General features: G+C 34.5%; 12 protein-coding genes, 1 tRNA gene and 1 riboswitch. Of the genes, 5 read left to right on the top strand and 8 right to left on the bottom strand.

Annotated features, from left to right (window positions below; all coding sequences use genetic code 11):
- The first annotated feature begins 56 nt into the window (after window positions 1–56).
- From DESAMIL20_RS03555 to DESAMIL20_RS03535, 5 genes are read left to right on the top strand one after another with little or no spacing between them, the layout of a single operon-like run.
- A complete protein-coding gene (locus DESAMIL20_RS03555; protein ID WP_086033445.1) occupies window positions 57–1,739 on the top strand; it encodes an AMP-binding protein in 1,683 nt (560 codons plus the stop codon).
- Window positions 1,714–2,823, top strand: a complete 1,110-nt coding sequence (locus DESAMIL20_RS03550; RefSeq protein ID WP_086033444.1) for a 2-hydroxyacyl-CoA dehydratase subunit D — start codon at window positions 1,714–1,716, stop codon at window positions 2,821–2,823. The genes DESAMIL20_RS03555 and DESAMIL20_RS03550 overlap by 26 nt, the downstream gene beginning before the upstream one ends.
- Window position 2,824: 1 nt before the next feature.
- Entirely contained in the window at window positions 2,825–4,036 is a 1,212-nt protein-coding gene (locus tag DESAMIL20_RS03545) for a 2-hydroxyacyl-CoA dehydratase subunit D (protein ID WP_086033443.1), read from the top strand.
- Window positions 4,037–4,038: 2 nt separating this feature from the next.
- A complete protein-coding gene (locus tag DESAMIL20_RS03540; protein WP_086033442.1) occupies window positions 4,039–4,806 on the top strand; it encodes an acyl-CoA dehydratase activase in 768 nt (255 codons plus the stop codon).
- 41 nt (window positions 4,807–4,847) lie between these two features.
- Window positions 4,848–5,051 carry a hypothetical protein gene (locus tag DESAMIL20_RS03535; protein WP_143340241.1) on the top strand — a complete coding sequence of 68 codons (204 nt, stop codon included), beginning with the start codon at window positions 4,848–4,850 and terminating at the stop codon, window positions 5,049–5,051.
- On the opposite strand, the gene DESAMIL20_RS03530 is transcribed toward DESAMIL20_RS03535, so the two are convergent.
- The 8 genes from DESAMIL20_RS03530 to DESAMIL20_RS03490 form a co-directional block, all read right to left on the bottom strand.
- The gene (locus DESAMIL20_RS03530) at window positions 5,034–6,989 is read right to left on the bottom strand and encodes a DUF4118 domain-containing protein (RefSeq protein ID WP_086033440.1); all 1,956 of its coding nucleotides are present in this window, start codon (window positions 6,987–6,989) and stop codon (window positions 5,034–5,036) included. The two genes, DESAMIL20_RS03535 and DESAMIL20_RS03530, sit on opposite strands and share 18 nt — an antisense overlap.
- Window positions 6,976–7,560 carry a potassium-transporting ATPase subunit KdpC gene (gene kdpC, locus DESAMIL20_RS03525; RefSeq protein ID WP_086033439.1) on the bottom strand — a complete coding sequence of 195 codons (585 nt, stop codon included), beginning with the start codon at window positions 7,558–7,560 and terminating at the stop codon, window positions 6,976–6,978. Before kdpC ends, DESAMIL20_RS03530 begins: the two co-directional genes overlap by 14 nt.
- 10 nt (window positions 7,561–7,570) lie before the next feature.
- Window positions 7,571–9,628 carry a potassium-transporting ATPase subunit KdpB gene (gene kdpB / locus DESAMIL20_RS03520; protein WP_086033438.1) on the bottom strand — a complete coding sequence of 686 codons (2,058 nt, stop codon included), beginning with the start codon at window positions 9,626–9,628 and terminating at the stop codon, window positions 7,571–7,573.
- A 1-nt stretch (window position 9,629) separates the two neighbouring features.
- Complete coding sequence (gene kdpA, locus DESAMIL20_RS03515) at window positions 9,630–11,351, bottom strand: potassium-transporting ATPase subunit KdpA (RefSeq protein WP_086033437.1); 1,722 nt, start codon at window positions 11,349–11,351, stop codon at window positions 9,630–9,632.
- Between the two features lie 202 nt (window positions 11,352–11,553).
- A riboswitch (cyclic di-AMP (ydaO/yuaA leader) is annotated at window positions 11,554–11,692 on the bottom strand.
- Window positions 11,693–11,911: 219 nt separating this feature from the next.
- Window positions 11,912–11,988 (bottom strand) — tRNA-Arg (locus tag DESAMIL20_RS03510).
- Window positions 11,989–12,863: 875 nt separating this feature from the next.
- Complete coding sequence (locus tag DESAMIL20_RS03500) at window positions 12,864–16,130, bottom strand: NAD-glutamate dehydrogenase domain-containing protein (RefSeq protein ID WP_086033435.1); 3,267 nt, start codon at window positions 16,128–16,130, stop codon at window positions 12,864–12,866.
- A 47-nt stretch (window positions 16,131–16,177) separates the two neighbouring features.
- A complete protein-coding gene (locus DESAMIL20_RS03495) occupies window positions 16,178–16,786 on the bottom strand; it encodes a pyridoxamine 5'-phosphate oxidase family protein (protein WP_086033434.1) in 609 nt (202 codons plus the stop codon).
- A 14-nt stretch (window positions 16,787–16,800) separates the two neighbouring features.
- Window positions 16,801–18,123, bottom strand: a 1,323-nt coding sequence (locus DESAMIL20_RS03490) for an aldehyde dehydrogenase family protein (RefSeq protein ID WP_143340240.1), incomplete at its 5' end; no start/stop codon positions are given.

The raw sequence follows: 18,123 nt of genomic DNA, 5'->3' as shown, positions 1-18,123 counted from the left end.
ATCCAAGCAAAAAAACACATTTACAATGCTTCAGATAGAATGATAAGGGGATTTATATGTCAATTTGGTTAAAACATTACGGTAGTATACCAAAAAGTCTAAATTATCCACAAATTAGTTTGTATGAAGCAATACAAAGCTCATGTTTAACGCATAAAGATAGTGTCGCTTTTAGTTATTTTGGTAGAGTTATTACATATAAACAACTGTTATACTACATTGATAAATTTGCCTTCTATTTAAAAGGAGTTGGGATTGATAAAAATAATAGAATTAGCATTATATTGCCAACTTGCCCCCAAGCTGTAATAGCTTTTTATGCGATAAACAAAATTGGCGCCATTGCAAGTTTTATTCATCCTTTGTCCAGTGAGGATGAGATTACAAATTATATAAACATAAGTAATTCAACATTTGCTATAACGCTTGATATATTTGCAAATAAGGTTTTGCCTATAAACAATAAAACACCATTAAAAACTATTATGCAGACAAATATTTCTACTTTTATGCCGTTTTTTCTAAAAATCGCCTATAACGTATTTAAAAAATCCAAAAAAATTGCTAATACAAATACCACATTTGAAAGTGCCATTAAACAAAAAAATTTAAATATTGATATAAAACCAAAACAAGAATATTCCGACACAGCAGTCATTTTGTACAGCGGTGGCACAACGGGCAAACCAAAAGGCATAGAGCTGTCCAATTACAACTTGATAGCAAATGCTATACAAGTAAGCACATGGGCAAATTTAAGTAAAAGTGATAAAATACTTGCGATACTGCCTATTTTCCATGGTTTTGGGCTCAGTGTATGCATTAATGCCGTTTTAATGGGTGGTGCACAGGCAATTTTAGTGCCGAATTTTGATTTAAATAATGTAATTAAACTGATAAAAAAAGAAAAACCTACATTTTTGGTGGGTGTTCCTACTTTGTATAAAGCTTTGCTTGATAACAAAGATTTTAGAAAAATCAATTTTAGTTTTTTAAATGGAGCTTTTTCTGGTGCTGATATGCTACCAGAGCATATAAAGAAAGATTTTGATGCTTTAGTAGAAAAAAGCGGCTCATCGGCTAAATTAAGAGAGGGCTACGGCTTGACTGAGTCAGTTACAGCAATTGCGGCTATACCTCTTGATAAATATAAGTCAAACTCAATAGGCATTCCTTTTCCTGATATGCAAATGAAGATAATTGATCCTGCCTCGCTTGAAAACTTAAAACCAAACGAGATTGGTGAAATCTGTGTTAGCGGTCCGTGTGTTATGAAGGGCTATCTAAACAATGAACTAGAAACAAAAAATGTACTAAAAACTCATAATGATGGTAAAATATGGTTACATACAGGAGATTTAGGTTATATGGATGAAGATGGATTTTTTTACTTTAAACAAAGGCTAAAAAGAATGATAAAAGTTTCTGGCATGAATGTTTATCCAACAGAAATAGAAAGCGTTTTAACCTTACATGAAAATGTTAAGTTTTCCTGCGCAATTGGCGTAAAAGATCCTTATAAAATGCATAGAATTAAAGCCTTTATTGAGTTAAAGCATCAAATAAACGATACAGAATCTTTAAAAAAGGAGCTAATAGCTTTATGTAAAAAACACTTAAATGTATGGAGTGTGCCTTATGATATTGAATTTACTCAGCTGCCACGTACTAAAATTGGTAAAATAGACTGCAAATTATTAGAGGAAAAAGAGAATGAAAAAAATAATGGGAAAAATTGATTCTATCGTACAAAACCCATATGAATATTTAAGTAATTTATCAAAATCAAGAAAAATTATGGGCTATAGCTGTACTTATGCCCCGCTTGAGATTATACATGCAGGTGGTTTTCACCCAGCAAGAATTATAGGCCTATCCAGTAACATATCTCTATCTGACATACATCTGCAATCTTACGCCTGTGCTATAGTAAGAACGCTACTTGAAGATAGCTTGTCCAAAAAACTTGATTTTTTAAATGCTTTTTTGTTTTTGCATACTTGTGACTCAATGCAAAAGTTATCGGACATATTTAGGATGAGACTCAGCTTTAAACATTTTGATTTAATTTTACCTGTAAAGTTCAACACTCAATCATCAAAAGAGTATTTTGTAGATATTTTAGAAGATTTTAAAACAAAACTTGAGCGCGAGCAAAACATTAAAATAAGCACCGGTAAATTAAATGAATCTATCCAGATTTACAATAATCTAAGAAAAAACTTGCTGGATCTTTATAATATTAAATCAACCTGCCCTTTTGCTATAACTTATGCTGATTTATCAAAAATAGTTAAAGCTTCCTTTATTATGGATCCGTTGGAATTCATAGATATAAGCTCATCTATTATTAAAAACATTACTCTTGCACCAGCTAATAAAACAAAACGTATTATTCTATCTGGTAGTATATGTGTGCATCCTGATATTTTTGGTACAATAGAAAATAAAAATGCATCAATCGTATGGGATGATTTGTGCAGTGGCACAAGGTTTTTTGAACAGTTAGTTGAGCAAACTGGAAAACCCATCAATGCTTTAGCCGATAGATTTATAAAAAGACCAATTTGTCCTACTAAATACGTAAATCCTTCATACAGACTTGATTATCTTAAAAAAATAATAGAAAATCATAATGCTAATGGTGTAATATTTTTATTTATCAAGTTTTGCGAACCACATTCGTTTGATTACCCCGATCAAAAAAAAACATTAGAAAAGGTCGGTATTCCTAGTATTTTGATAGAAATTGAAAACCAAAACGTTTTTGATGAGCAAACAAAAACAAGACTTGAAACTTTTATTGAGATGTTAGGGGATTAAAATGGAAAATAGAATAAAATCGGTAGACAAAATGAAAAAAATTATGAAAAAATACTATTTAGGCGCAAAGTATGCAAAATATTTTGGAAAAAAAATAGCATGGATTACAAGCGGTGGACCTGTGGAGCCGCTTATTGCAATTGGCATTATACCAGTATACCCGGAAAATCATGGAGCTATGATTGGAGCATCAAAAATAGGTGCTAAATTGTCAGAATACGCAGAAGGATTAGGATACTCCAGTGATGTATGTTCCTACGCAAAACTTGATATAACTTCATCCATTACACGCCAAAGCCCTATAGGTGGTTTACCAAAACCTGATATGTTAATTTGTTGCAATAACATATGCGCAACGGTACAAAAATGGTACGAAATTCAGGCAAGAAAATTTAATGTGCCACTTTTTATATACGATACACCGTTTTGTCATGTAGATTTAGATGATTCTGCAAAGAAGTATTTAAAGTCTCAAACCAAAGAATACATAGGATTTTTAGAACAAGTAACAAAGAAAAAACTTGATTACGACAAAATGCAAGAAGTTGGTAAATTATCTGTTAAAGCAATGAAAATCTGGCAGGAGGTTTTAGATTGCGCAATGCAAAAGCCTAGTCCTTTAACCGCATTTGATGCTTTTATACATTTAGCATTGATTGTAACACTAAGAGGCAAGAAGATAGTTGTTGATTATTATCAAACCTTGCTGGAGGAATTAAAAGAGCGTATAAAAAATAAAATTCCCGCTGTAGAAAATGAAAAATATAGGCTTTTATGGGATAATTTGCCAATTTGGTACAAGATGAGATGGCTTTCAAATACATTTGCTAAATATGGCGGAGCATTAGTTGCGGATACTTACACACAAAGCTGGTGTAGTGTGGTAGATTATGTCGATGAAAATAATTTCTTAGAAACTATGGGTGAAGCTTACGCCCGTGTTTATTTAAATATTGGAACGGATAAAATGGCAGAGTCAGCTATTAAGCTCATCGACAAATATTCTATTGACGGTGTAGTTTTGCACTCAAATCGCAGTTGTAAACCGTATTCTTTTGGTCAATACGATATTGCGCGCATCATACAGGAAAAAAGAGGCATTCCTACGCTGTTTATCGAAGCAGACATGGCAGATGAGAGAAAATTTGCCCAGGCCCAAGTGGAAAACCGCATTAGTTCATTTATGGAAGTTATAAGTCAATTAAGGAATTGAAAATGTATATTGGTATTGATATTGGTTCAACTACTGCAAAAATTGTGCTTATGGATCCAAGAAAAAATATAATAGATAAACTGATTGCAAATGTAGGATACAGCTCAAAACAGGTTGCAACAGCCATATACAGAGAGATTTTAGAAAAAAACAATTTAAAAGAAGCTGATATAAAAAATGTAGTTTCTTGCGGGTATGGTAGAGAAAGCATAGATTTTGCCAAAAAAGCTATTTCTGAAATTATTTGTCATGCAAAAGGCGTACATTTTTTGATTAATGATGTAAGTACTGTTATAGATATTGGCGGCCAGGACAGTAAAGTTATAGTCTTAAATGATAGCGGAAATGTTGTAAATTTTGTTATGAATGATAAATGTGCTGCAGGTACTGGTAGATTTTTAGATGTTATGGCAAAAGCTTTAATGTGTGATATTGGGGAGTTTGGCAATTTCGCCCTACAGTCAAAAAAACCTGCCAATATAAGCAGTATATGCACCGTATTTGCAGAGTCAGAAGTAATTTCATTGGTTGCAAAGTCAGAAGATAGAGCTAATATCATAGCTGGCCTTTGCGAGTCTATTGCAAAACGCATTGCAAGTATGTATAAAAGAGTCGGTGGTAAACCAAAAGTTGTTTTAACAGGTGGAGTAGCTAAAAATATAGGGGTTTTGAAAGTCTTAGAAAATCAAATTAATTCGCCTATTGCCACTCATGAATTGTCAAGCTTTACTGGGGCACTTGGAGCTTGTCTAATAGCAAGACAAACTTAAGCGCGATTGTAATGGGTAAAAATTACGGAGTATTAACTAAAATGAAACTTTGTGAGGCAATTGCAGATTTTGCAGAGGAAAATAATCACAAAATTTTAATTTTTTTACTAAAAAGCTCACAGGACAAACTGCAAAAGCAATACAAAGACATTTTTGTAATAAATATACCGAATATACACGAAAAGCTCTCAAAAATTATTAATAAAAATAAAATTCAAACTACAAACTTAACTACAGCGCATTAGTTTTAGCCTCTCAAGAGCTATTGCCCCAAGGTGCGATATGGCATCTAGTGCAACCCTTTCATCAATTGTTAAATGCTTGTTTATCTGTTTTAATTCTATCGCTATTACTCCAAATATAGCGTTTGTTGTAATCATAGGTATATAGAGTGCGCTTGCGTTGGCTATAGTTTCTGTACCAAAACCTGCATTTTTCTTATTAATAAAACACCAGCTTGCTATACCTTGAGATTCAGAGTTTATATCAAAAGTTTTAGTTTTTGCCCCTAATTTTAATTTATTGTTTTCATCTGCAACAAATATTGCCGATTCAGTATTAAATAGTTTTTTTATGCGGTTTATCAGGATAGATAACACTTGCTCTTTTGTGCTGGCCATTACAAGGTTATTACTTAACTCATAAAGGCTTGATTCTCTAAGTTGGATTTCTTTTAAAAGTTTCATTTTGGTTTTAAGTTTTGTAGCAAGAGTTGAAACAGAAACTATAACTACAGCATAAACCAAAAACGAAATTAAATAATTGAAGTTAAAAATATAAAAAGTATACTCTGGAGGTATAAAGAAAAAATCAAATATCAATACACTCAATACTATAGATGCAATCACTGGAGAAATTCCAAACATAAGAGCATTGCTAAAAAGCGCAGCCAAAAATATTGCCATTAAACTTGAATGGCTTAAGTGATTTTTTAAAGCTAAACCTAAAATTGTGGCTAAGATTATATTTGCTGTGGAGTAAAAATACTGTTTGATTTTTTGAAAACTGTATTTTTTCTTTTTCAAAAATTCCTGAGCTTTTTTTTCTTTTGGTGTGATAAGGTAAACATCTATAAATTCGGTTTGCATTATTAATTTTTCTGGAATTGACGGCGAAAAGATACTAAATTTTCTTGGTTTACCAATAACAATTTTGGTAACATTTTGAGATTTTGCATAATTTATCATTTCTGTTGTTACATCATCACCTTTTATCCATACAATTTGTCCACCTAGACTCCTTGTTAAATCAAACGCTTTATTTAACCAGGCTTCTTCTTGTTCTGTAAAGTTTTGGTTTCTTTGAGTTTCAATATGAATTGCAATCCATTGGGCCTCTATTTCTGTAGCAAACCTGTATGTGGCTCTTACAAGCTGTTCTGCATAAGGGCTTGCAAATATACCTACAAGAACCTTTTCTTTAACGGACCAGGGCCCTGCTATAGCATGTTGCTTCATGTATGTGCGCATTTTATCATCTACACTGTCAGCGACCACTCTTAGTGCAATTTGTCTAAGAGCAAGTAAGTTTCCCGATCTAAAGTATTTTTTGACAGCAGCCTGGGCCATATCTTTTACGTACACTTTGCCGTCACTGAGCCTTTTCAATAATTCTTCTGGAGTTAAATCTAATAATTTAATTTCGCTTGCTAGTTCTATAAATTTATCCGGCACTGTTTCTTTTATAGCGGTATTTGTAATCTGGAATACCAAGTCATTAAGACTTTCTATGTGTTGAACGTTCAATGCTGTATAGACATCAATACCAGCATTTAAAATTTCTTCAACATCCTGATAGCGCTTTGCGTTTTTAAAATCTGGGGGGTTTGAGTGGGCAAGCTCATCAATTATTACAAGCTGAGGTTTGCGTTTTAAAATTTTTTCAAAATTAACCTCTTTCAGTTTAAGTCCTTTATAGTCAACAATTAAAGGTTCTATTACTTCTAGTCCTTTGAGTAGTTTTTCTGTTTCTTGTCTATTGTGTGTTTCTGCGTAGCCTGCTACAACATCCACACCTTCTTTTTTTCTTAAATGCGCATCATACAGCATAGCATATGTTTTTCCAACACCTGGAGCATAACCTAAATATATCGTAAGCTTGCCTTTTTTTTGCGTATCTGTTTCCTTGCTGGCAACTTCTAATAATTCTTCTGGAGAAGGTCTTTTTATATCATCTTCTGCCATATTGTTTTTTTGCCCCAATTAGTGCTAAATTTAATTCAACAACGTTTACACTATCTGAGCCTAAAAATCCTAATTGTCTTTTTTTAATATGTTTTTCAACTAATTCAGTCAATACATTTTTAGGTATATGCGTATACTTAGAAATTCTTGGTATTTGAGCAAGCGCTGCAGAAGGTGTAATATCTGGATCAAGGCCACTGCCTGATCCTAAAACTAGACAAGAGGGTACCCGACCTTTTAAATCATTTTCTCTTAAGTATTTTATTCTTTCTTGCACACGCTTTATTAGTTCAGTATTTGTTGGACCAAGGTTTGAACCTCCACTAGCTAAAGCATTGTATGGAAAATCTGGAGTTGAAGATGGTCTTGGCCAGAAAAAATTTGGGCTTTGAAATGGTTGTCCAATAAGTTCTGATGCAATTGGTATATGGTTATTGTTATAAATCAAGCTACCGTTTACCTGTTTATTAAAGGCAATTTGACCAATTAATGTTATTATCATAGGATACATAACGCCTGTTATTATAAATAAAAACACAAATACTATGAATCCTTGTTTAATATTTTTCATGTCAAACCTCTCAAATGAATACACTTAGAAGTACATATATTAATTTGATTGCAATAAATGGTAAAATTAAACCACCACCGCCATAAATCAATAAATTATATATAAGCAATTTTTCTGCAGGCATTGGTTTATACCACACACCTTTTAAAGCTAGTGGCGTAAGTATAGGTATAATTACGGCATTAAATATTACAGCTGAGAGAATTGCTAAATATGGATTTGCAAGATGCAATATATTGAGCACATTTAATTGCGGGTATATTGATACCACAGCTGCTGGTATAATAACAAAATATTTTGCAATATCATTGGATATGCTGAATGTCGTAAGAGCTCCTCTTGTCATTAAAATGCGCTTACCAATATCTACGATATCTAAAAGTTTAGTTGGGTTTGAATCAAGATCAATCACATTTGCAGCTTCTCTTGCTGCTTGAGTGCCAGTATTCATGGCCACAGCCACATCGGCTTGAGCTAAAGCGGGGGCGTCATTTGTACCATCACCTGTCATGGCAACCATTAATCCTTGAGACTGATACTCTCTTACTAACCCTAATTTGTCTTCCGGTTTGGCTTCGGCTAAAAAATCATCCACTCCAGCTTCTGCTGCAATAGTTGCTGCTGTTAGAGGGTTATCTCCTGTTATCATGACAGTTTTGATACCCATTTTTCTAAGCTGAGCAAAACGCTCTTTAATACCTTTTTTTAAAATATCTTTTAAGACTGCCACACCAAAAATATTATTATCAACCGATACAACAAATGGTGTTGCACCCTGTTTTGCAGTCTTTTCTACAATTTCTTCGAGTTCTTTGTGCACTTGGCCACCATTTTGCACTATATAATCTTTCATAGCTTCAAAGGAACCTTTTCTGTATTCATGACCATCAATATCAGCCCCGCTCATTTTTGTTTGAGCACTAAAAGGTATAGTTTTAGTACCAGTTGTGAGCGTTTTAGCCCTAAGGCTATATTTTCTTTTTGCCAGTACTATTATACTTCTGCCTTCTGGAGTTTCATCCCCTATGGATGAATACAGGGCTGCTTTTGCGCACTCTTCTTCAGTATGGTTATCAACGGGTATAAATTCTGAAGCCTGTCTGTTGCCCAATGTTATAGTACCAGTTTTGTCAAGCAACAGTACATTTACATCCCCAGCTGCTTCTACTGCCTTACCAGAAAGCGCAACGACATTCTTTCTAAAAAGCCTATCCATACCAGCTATACCAATTGCAGGCAAAAGCGCAGCGATGGTAGTTGGCGCTAAACACACAAACAATGCAATCAGTATTACAAATGAAACAGGCTCACCATGACCGATAGAATTTAGCGAATATACAGACAAGGCTCTTAAATTTATAACTACCAGCAAAAATACAATTGTCAAAGAAATAAGCAGTACTCCGAGTGCCACTTCGTTTGGTGTTTTTCTGCGCTTTGCACCTTCAACCATAGAAATCATTCTATCTAAAAATGTCTCTCCAGGGTTTGTAGTTATTTTTACCACAATAGAGTTTGCAACTACCTTAGTGCCACCAGTAACAGCGCTTCTATCGCCACCTGCTTCTCTTATAACCGGTGCAGATTCGCCTGTTACGGCAGATTCATTGACAAGGGCAGCACCTAAAACAATTTCACCGTCGCTTGGGATCAACTCATTTTCTTTTACAAGCACAAAATCACCTTTTTCAAGCTGTGTGGAAGACATGTCTTCATATTGTGCATCAAGCTTTGCTTCTTTTAATTTGTGAGCAATGATTTCAGTTTTTGTCTTTTTCAGAGTTTCTGCACGCGCCTTTCCTCGGCTTTCAGATAAACTTTCGGCAAAATTTGAAAAAATTACAGTAAACCACAGCCATAACGACACCCATCCAGTAAACCATACAGACCCACCTTTTATTCCAATTAATTCCATTATAAACTCTATTGTAGTTAATATGCTTCCAATTTCTACAGCTAACATTACAGGGTTTGATTTTAAACTTTTTGGATTCAATTTTTTTATTGCATTAATAGCAGCTGTTTTAAATAAATCAGAGCTATATAATGAAGTCCTCTCTACTTCCATACTATACACCCCTAAGCATTAAAATATTTTCCAAAAATGGACCTAATGCTAGAGCAGAAAAAAATGTCAATGCACCCACAATAATTATCACAAGGATTAACCATAAAATGAATGGCAACTTTTCTGTTGGCAGAGTACCCACATTTGGTGGTGTGTATTTTTTTTGTGCTAAACGCCCACTCATATAAATAATAGCTACTGCTGGCACAAACCTGCCAATTAGCATAGCTAGCGCAGTAGTTATATTATAAAACGCTGTATTTGCATTTAATCCAGCAAAGGCGCTTCCGTTGTTATTTGCTGTTGAAGCATAAGCATAAAGTATTTCTGAAAGTCCATGTGGGCCTGGGTTTAATATTGAACTTACACCGGATTTTGTAACTAAGGCAATGGCAGTAAAAATTAACACTATTATCCCAGATGTTAAAGCTACAATAACTGCCATCCACATCTCATTTACTTCTATTTTTTTACCTAAAAACTCTGGCGTTCTCCCAATCATCAAACCAGCCACAAATACCGCTATGATGATAAAAGCTATCATTGTATAAAGGCCAGATCCCACACCTCCAAAAACTACTTCGCTAAGCAGGATCAAAAGCATTGGGATCATTCCTCCAATAGGCAAAAGCGAGTCGTGCATAGCATCAACTGCACCACATGAAGTTGCTGTAGTTGTAGTTGAAAACAACGTGGTGCCACCTACACCAAACCTTACTTCTTGACCTTCAATATAATGACCAGATACACCCAGGGCAGACACAAGAGGATCTTGCCCAATATTAGCTGCATACTGAATCCCTAAAAACACAACAAACATAAATAACATTGCAAAATAGATGGCCCAACCTTGCTTTTTATTTTTTACCATCTTTCCAAATGCATATGTAAGGGCTGCAGGGATTAAAATAATTAAAAAAGCTTCAAAAAAATTTGTAAAAGGTGTAGGGTTTTCAAAAGGATGTGCTGAGCTTGCGTTAAAAAATCCATCGCCGTTTGTCCCAAGTAGCTTTATGGCTTCTTGCGAAGCAACTGGACCCATTGGCAGAGTTTGTGTTTTTACAATGTTTGCCCCATTGGTGTAGGCTTCAATTAATTGGGCTGTTTTATAATGGCTAAAACTTTGTATTACGCCCTGGCTCATCAAAACAATTGCAGCAATAATTGATAAAGGCAGTAAAATATAAAGTGTAGTTCTTGTGGAATCTACCCAAAAATTACCTAAATTAGAAGTTTGTTTTCTTGCAAAACCCCTAATTACAGTTAGTAATATAACAATCCCATAAGCAGCACAAAGAAAATTTTGCACAGCAAGTCCTAACATCTGAGAAAAATAGCTTGCAGTTGATTCTCCAGAATAAGCTTGCCAGTCTGTATTTGTTATAAAACTTACAGCTGTGTTAAATGCTAAATCTAAATTAAAACCTTTAAAATGTTGGGGATTTAAAGGTAAAAATTGTTGAAAAATTAAGATTGAAAACAAAACCACAAAACCTATAGCATTAAAAATAAGCATTGAAATAGCAAATTCTTTCCAGTCCATTTCATGAGAAGGATCTATTCCAGATACTTTGTAAATTAAATTTTCTATTGGTTGAAAAACTGGAGATAAAAATGTCTTTTCGCCTTCAAATACTTTAGTTATATAATTACCAAGAGGCTTTACTAGAGCTGTTAATAAAACTACGAAAACTACAAACTCAACAATGTCAGCAATTTGCATAAATCACCTCTATTATTCATTATCTTATATATTTTAAGTCTTAATTTTAGCGTTTAAAAAACAAAATCTGCGCTGTTTTACTTCTATATTTATTAAGTGAAAACAAGAGCCTATAAAATTGACCACAAACAGGGAAAATGATGAAGATAAAAACATAAAACCCTCCTTTTTTGCTTAGAGGGGCATGTAGAAATGTTTAATTTTGCACCCTCATAAAAGTCTACGAGGTTAGCTGACGGGCTCGAGCTTATGAGTGCCTTATCCTCAAACTGAGGAATTCGCCCCATATTAAATTGGGTCCCCCGCGCTTTAGCTACCTAAAGCCTCGACTTATATATATTTTATCTTTTTTTTAACCAAATTCAAATAAAATACAAGATACAAGATAACCCTGAGTTTGACTAAATTAAAAATAATTTTTGATCGCTAATAATAAAAACCTACGAATATATTCAGTCATAACAATTATACTTTTATCTAGAATATGTGTTTAGTAAATCTAAAGATATATTCCCCATACATTACTAATAATGTTTTTGATGGTAAAAAAGATTCAAATTTGGTGCCCCGAGCAGGAATCGAACCTGCGGCACCAGGATTAGGAATCCTGTGCTCTATCCTTCTGAGCTATCGGGGCTCAAACACGAAGCCCTTATACTATATTTTACCAATTTTGTCAATATAAAATAAAACCCTTAAAAAATAGAATTTTAGAAAATCATTTTTTTAAAAAACTATAAGGTGATTTATGGTTTACCTTGTGGACCTATTGATTAGTGAAAGACTGCTTTGACAGAATGAAAAAGAAAGAAGAAAAAAGAAGAAAAAAGAAGAAAAAAGAAGAAAAAAGAAACATAGTTTAATAAATTCAATTATATATACGTTAATCAAAGCAAAAAACGTGGGAGGAACGATAAAACTATCTACCATGTTTGACTTAAGATTGAGATTAGAAGCAAGCAATTAAACAAAATCAAAATATCAACAGTTTAGCGAATATTATAACCTCTATTTTAAATGGTTTTTAAACCATTTAAAGTATCCATCTTCTGTTTGAATATCTTCTCTATAAACTGTGTCTGCGAAAAGGCCTTTTGTTGAAATTTAAATTCTTAATGCAAAAAATCTTGCCAACTTTATGAATAATTTTTAATTTGCGAATGTCTGCGATAAAAAGTAATTTCTTAATAAGTTTGGAAAAGCCAACAAATATGTAGATTATACCCATTATAATCAAACAACCTATACAGCTCATTACAAAAATAAATAGAATAAACTCAACCATACTATATTAAATATACATCTTTTTAGGTAAATTTCTAGACTTTTTTGTTTTGGTAGTGCTGGTTTTTTCGTAAGTGGCTTTTTAGGTGCTGTGGGGCACCCATAAGCCAAAAAAGAAGCACAACAAATAGCTGCTAAAGAAATGACGCTTTTATCAAAACCTCACACATATAATGAATTTTTACTCAATGAAGAATTGTATCATAATAAAAAGATTTTTCAATCCCCTCACACCAAACTTTCCAGTTTATCATACAGCAGCACTATAGGGTGCAAATTGTTTGCAGCAAGTTTGGATATGTCATTTAGCTGACTTATGTAGCTGTCAAAGAGTGTTTTTTTGGCAGCAATTAGTGCCTCAGTATTGCCTGAAAAGTCATTAAGTATTTTTATAGTGATTTTTACTAAAGACATAGTGTACTTTTTTATCATAGAAAATTGAGCAAATCGGTCCCACTCGTTTACAATCCTTATTGAGCTTATGTAGTTTATTACTTTTTGGAACCCAAAGGTTTCGTTTACTTTTTCTATTGTTTGGACAGATTGGATGAAGTTTTTATCCGTTTTTCTGGTTATATAGTAGGCTAGTATAAAATCATCTATAAAGTAGATTTGTGCAATTTTCTCAGACAGTTCTTTTGAAAAGTACGCAGAGAGTTCTTTTGTTTTTTCTTCATATTTTGATTTAAATACGCCTTCTTTTATAGCATTGTCTATATAGTAGCCCATGTAGCCCAAAATTTCTTGCTTGTAGACATACTCTATGATTGAATCGCCAAAGAGGTACAGTTGATTTGTTGCAAGCCTTTCTACTGCATAAAACATATCAATGATTGTTTGGTAGATGACTGCTTGATTGATTTTACCCTCATGCGAGAATATTTCGTTTCTTATGCTTTGTACATCTAAGAGATCGTATATAAATATAAGCGTTTTTATTATAGAGGTAAAAGGCTGGCCTGTAAGCATGTTTATCTTAATTAGAGAGCCTACGCCGTTGCTGTTTACAATGAGGTTTGTAATGTAGGTTGAGCCTATTTCTTTCTTCAAAAGGTGCCTTTGAATGTGTTCTTTGTAAATTTCTCTTGTAGAAGGCGGAAAATAAAGCAGTGCGTATTTATCTATAAGGTACTTGTCAAAGTTTGTTTCTTTTAGGAGGTTTGTGAAGATAAATATCTTAAGCAAAGACAGCATGATAGAAAGCTCTGGTTTGGTATAGCCAACACCAGAGTCAATGCGGGAAGCCAGTGTTATCTTGTTTGGAAAGTAGTACTCAGATTCGCTAAATAGCTTTTTTTGTTTAAAAAACTCAACAAGCTCATAGAATATCTCTGGCTCTTTTTTAGATCTTATCTCATCAAGCGATACAGCTAAGCTTTGCATGTAGTTGTGATCTAGCACCCTTTGGATAACCTCTGGGGTTAGTTTTTTTAAGGTATTGTTGCGCTCATCTAAGTCTTTGATTGTCTTAGATTCCATTAGGTCGTTTAAGAGAATTTTAAGGTTTACTTCCTGATCTGATAGATCCACGCCTGCTGAGTTATCTAAAGAGTCTGTGTTAATTTTACCACCAAGCAGTGCATACTCAATGCGCGCTTTCTGTGTAAAGCCCAGGTTTGCACCTTCGCCTACGACTTTTGCTTTTACTTCATTGGCATTTATGCGTACATTGTCGTTTGTTTTATCGCCTGCATCTTCGTTTGTTTCATCGCTTGCTTTTACATAAGTGCCAACCCCACCCATCCACAAAAGATCTGCATTTGTTTTAAAGATCATTTTTATGAGCTCTTCTGATGAGACTGTGTCTTGGCTGGTTTTTAGAAACACTTTTGCTTCAGATGAAAGGACAATGGTTCTTTCATCCCTTTTGCATACAAAGCCGCCTTTTGAGAGTGTATCTTTGTTGTAAAAAGTCCAGGTTAGGGCATTGTCAAATAGTCTTTTTCTTTCTTTATACGAAGCTTCAATATCTGGGTTTGGGTCAACGAATATTTCTTTATCGTTAAAAGCAGCCTTTAGTTGTATGTTTTTTAGCTCAATCATGGCATTGCCAAACACATCACCGCCCATATCGCCAACACCAACCACGCTTATGGGTGTGGAGTTAAGCTTGACGCCTAGTTCACTAAAGTGCCTTTTTGTGCATACAAGGGAGCCTTTTGAAGTAATACCAAGTTCTTTGTGATCGTAGCCAAACTTTCCGCCAGAGGCAAAAGCGTCTTTTAACCAGAAGCTGTACTCATTTTGCGCTATATCATTTGCTGTATCTGAAAACTTTGCCGTGCCTTTGTCTGCTGCTACAACCAAGTAAGGGTCAAAGTCGTCGTAGCACACCGCATCATTTGGCCTTAGCTGCTCTTTTGAGCCTGAGTAGTTATCCGTAATATCAAGCATACCTCTAATGAGTGTCTTGTAGGACTCAATAGCTTTTTCTTGAATATCTTGGCCATTTGTGTTTTTTATGATAAACCCGCCCTTTGAGCCTACAGGCACAATTACCGCATTTTTTACCATTTGCGTTTTCATAAGCTCTAGGATTTCTAGCCTGAAGTCGTCTTTTCTGTCGCTCCACCTGATACCGCCCCTTGCTACTTTGCCCCCTCTTAAGTGACAGCCTTCCATTAAAAAAGAGTGGACGTATATCTCATACATCGGCCTTGGAAGAGGCATCTTTGAGATTTTAGAAGAGTCTATTTTTAGCGAGATGTAATGGTAGGTTTTTTGTTTGTAGAAGTTTGTCCTTATTGCTGAATCAATTATGTTAAATATAGAGCTCAATATTTTATAGTCTTGTATGTTGTTTATTGTTTCCAACTCTTTTGAGACCCTATCAAATACTTCTTTTGTGTTGCGCTGTTGTATGGTTGGGTTAAACTTCTGGTCAAATGCTTCAATAAAGAGTTTTGATAGGTGTGAGTACTTCACAAGTGAGCCAAGCATTGAGATTCTTTTGACGCTAAAGTCTACCTGCATTAGATAGTTGCCAAGGGTTCTGAGCAAGTCTATTTGTTTATAGTCAAGCAGCTCTTTTGTAGTAAGTGAGTTTAGCTCATCGTTTTCTACAACTTTATCAATTACTGCAAGAAAGTTTTCTTCTACAAGATGGGCGTTTTTTTCAATATCAAACTCAAAGCTCTTTTCTATGTTGTACCTTTGGATAAGCACCGTTTTATCTTTAATGTTTAGTTCAAAGAAATCTTCATAGAGTGCATTTAAGCCTAAGTTCTTTAATATGGGCAGTACTTCGTATAATGGTATTTTGCAGAATGCGTAAACCTTAAAAAATATCTCTTCGTTTTGCTTAAAAAACCTTACCTGCTTTTTTTGGTTTGCGATTACATCCAAAATTGCCTGTGTATCAATTAATGCTTCTTGTGGCTCAATGTTTAGCTTGTAGTCATCACTGAAGTATGAAAGATAGGACTCTTTAATACCGCTTTGGTCTAAGAGCTGGGTGTAGGAGCTAGACCATGATACATCATTTTTAAAAGCCATTATTGTTTCCTCCTTATTAAAAACTTTTAAAATTTTTGTTTGGCCAATCAATACAAATTATTTTCCCGAATAAATTTGACTGTTTCAATATCTATTGCTTTTCCTCTTTTTTCTAAATTTTTCAACAGACTTAATTTGGCTTCGTATGGTTCATGTTGATTGAACCTGAATTTTGCACTAATATCAATCATATCAATCTCTAATACCGAAACCTTTTTGAACATTTCTTGATACAAATCATTGTCTGGATAAATAAGCTCAAACCCACCTTCTGGCTGGAATTTATTCATAAAAGCTATAAGTATTTCTGATTTAAAATCGTTATCTTGTATTGTTTTAACTGTTCCTTTTATATGAACAGAAGCAAAGAGTTGTCCAGCAAAGCAAGCCATATTTTTGCTCTTAAAATATGAAGGAATTGAAGAATAAGCCTTAAATGTTGTAAAGTAAACCAAAGGTCGTATTTTGATAATATCAGCTTTCTTTCCATAATTTGCACTATGAAAATAGATATGTTCCCTGTAATAAACAAAATTCACGGTTGCTGCATATGGCTCATTGTTAAAATCAACGAACGAAATCGTACAAAATGGACACTCATTAAGCACTTTCTCTATTTTAGTCTTATCTGTAACTTCAAATTCATTTCTTCTCATCTATTCCACTTTACTTATCCTAAATTTATCATTACCATCTTTATATTTGTCATCTCATCAATTGCAAAGCGCACACCTTCTCTGCCAATACCAGAGAGTTTATTGCCGCCATATGGCATATTATCTACTCTAAATATTGAAGTATCATTTATCATTACACCGCCTACATCAAGGTTATCTATAGCATAGTGTATTTTTCTTATATCGTTTGTGTATATGCCTGCTTGAAGCCCGTAGTCTGAATCATTTACATGCTTTATTGCTTCTTCAAAGCTATTATACTCTACAATAGATACTATTGGGGCAAATACTTCCATGCACATCACCTTCATGTCTTTTGTTGTATTTTTCAGCACTGTGGGGTATAAAGTTCTGCCTTCGACTTTTCCACCACATACAAGCGTTGCACCTTGAGAGACTGCTTCATCTATCCAAGACTTTGCCCTTAGCGCTTCTTTTCCATCAATCATAGGTCCAAGCTCTGTGTCTTGATCTAGAGGGTTTCCTACTTTTAAAGCTTGCGTTGCTTGCTTGAATTTTTGGCTAAACTCATCTGCTATATCCTTGTGCACATATATGCGCTGCAGTGATATGCATACCTGGCCTGAGTTTGAAAAAGCACTTGCAATGCATCGCGGGATAGCTTTATCTATTATAGCATCTTTTTCTATTATTGTAGCTGAGTTGTTGCCAAGCTCTAGAGTCACTCTCTTTATGCCAGCTTTTCTAATGATTGAATCACCTACTGCAGGTGAGCCTGTAAATGTTACCTTCTTTACCATTGGGTGGGATACAAGATAATCACCTATGCTTGAGCCAGAGCCAATTACCACATTAAACACCCCTTTTGGCAACCCTGCTTCTTCTAAAATTTCAGCTAATATCAAAGCCGTAACAGGTGTAGTTGAAGCTGGCTTTAGTACAATTGTATTGCCTGAGGCAATAGCTGGTGCTACTTTGTGTGCAACGAGGTTTAAGGGAAAGTTAAATGGTGTAATAGCTGCAATCACACCCATTGGCACCCTTATGTAGTAGCCCACCCTGTTTGTCCCAGATGCGCTTGCATCCAAAGGCACAGTCTCACCATGTATGCGTATGGCTTCGCAGCTTGCAAACTTGAATGTTTCGTAGCCTCTTATTACTTCCCCTAGAGAATACTTCCAGGCTTTGCCTGCTTCTTTGCAAATCACAGCTGCTATTTCATCTTTGCGCTTTAGAATTAGATTGGCTGCTTTATCTAGTATTTGTGAGCGCTCATATGCAGGTGTTTTTCTGAAACTTTCAAAAGCATCTTGAGCAGCACTAACTGCTGTATCCACCTCTTTGGTATCGCACAG

The organism is Desulfurella amilsii, assembly GCF_002119425.1.
Classification (GTDB): domain Bacteria; phylum Campylobacterota_A; class Desulfurellia; order Desulfurellales; family Desulfurellaceae; genus Desulfurella; species Desulfurella amilsii.
This window is presented reverse-complemented; position numbering and strand designations above follow the sequence as displayed.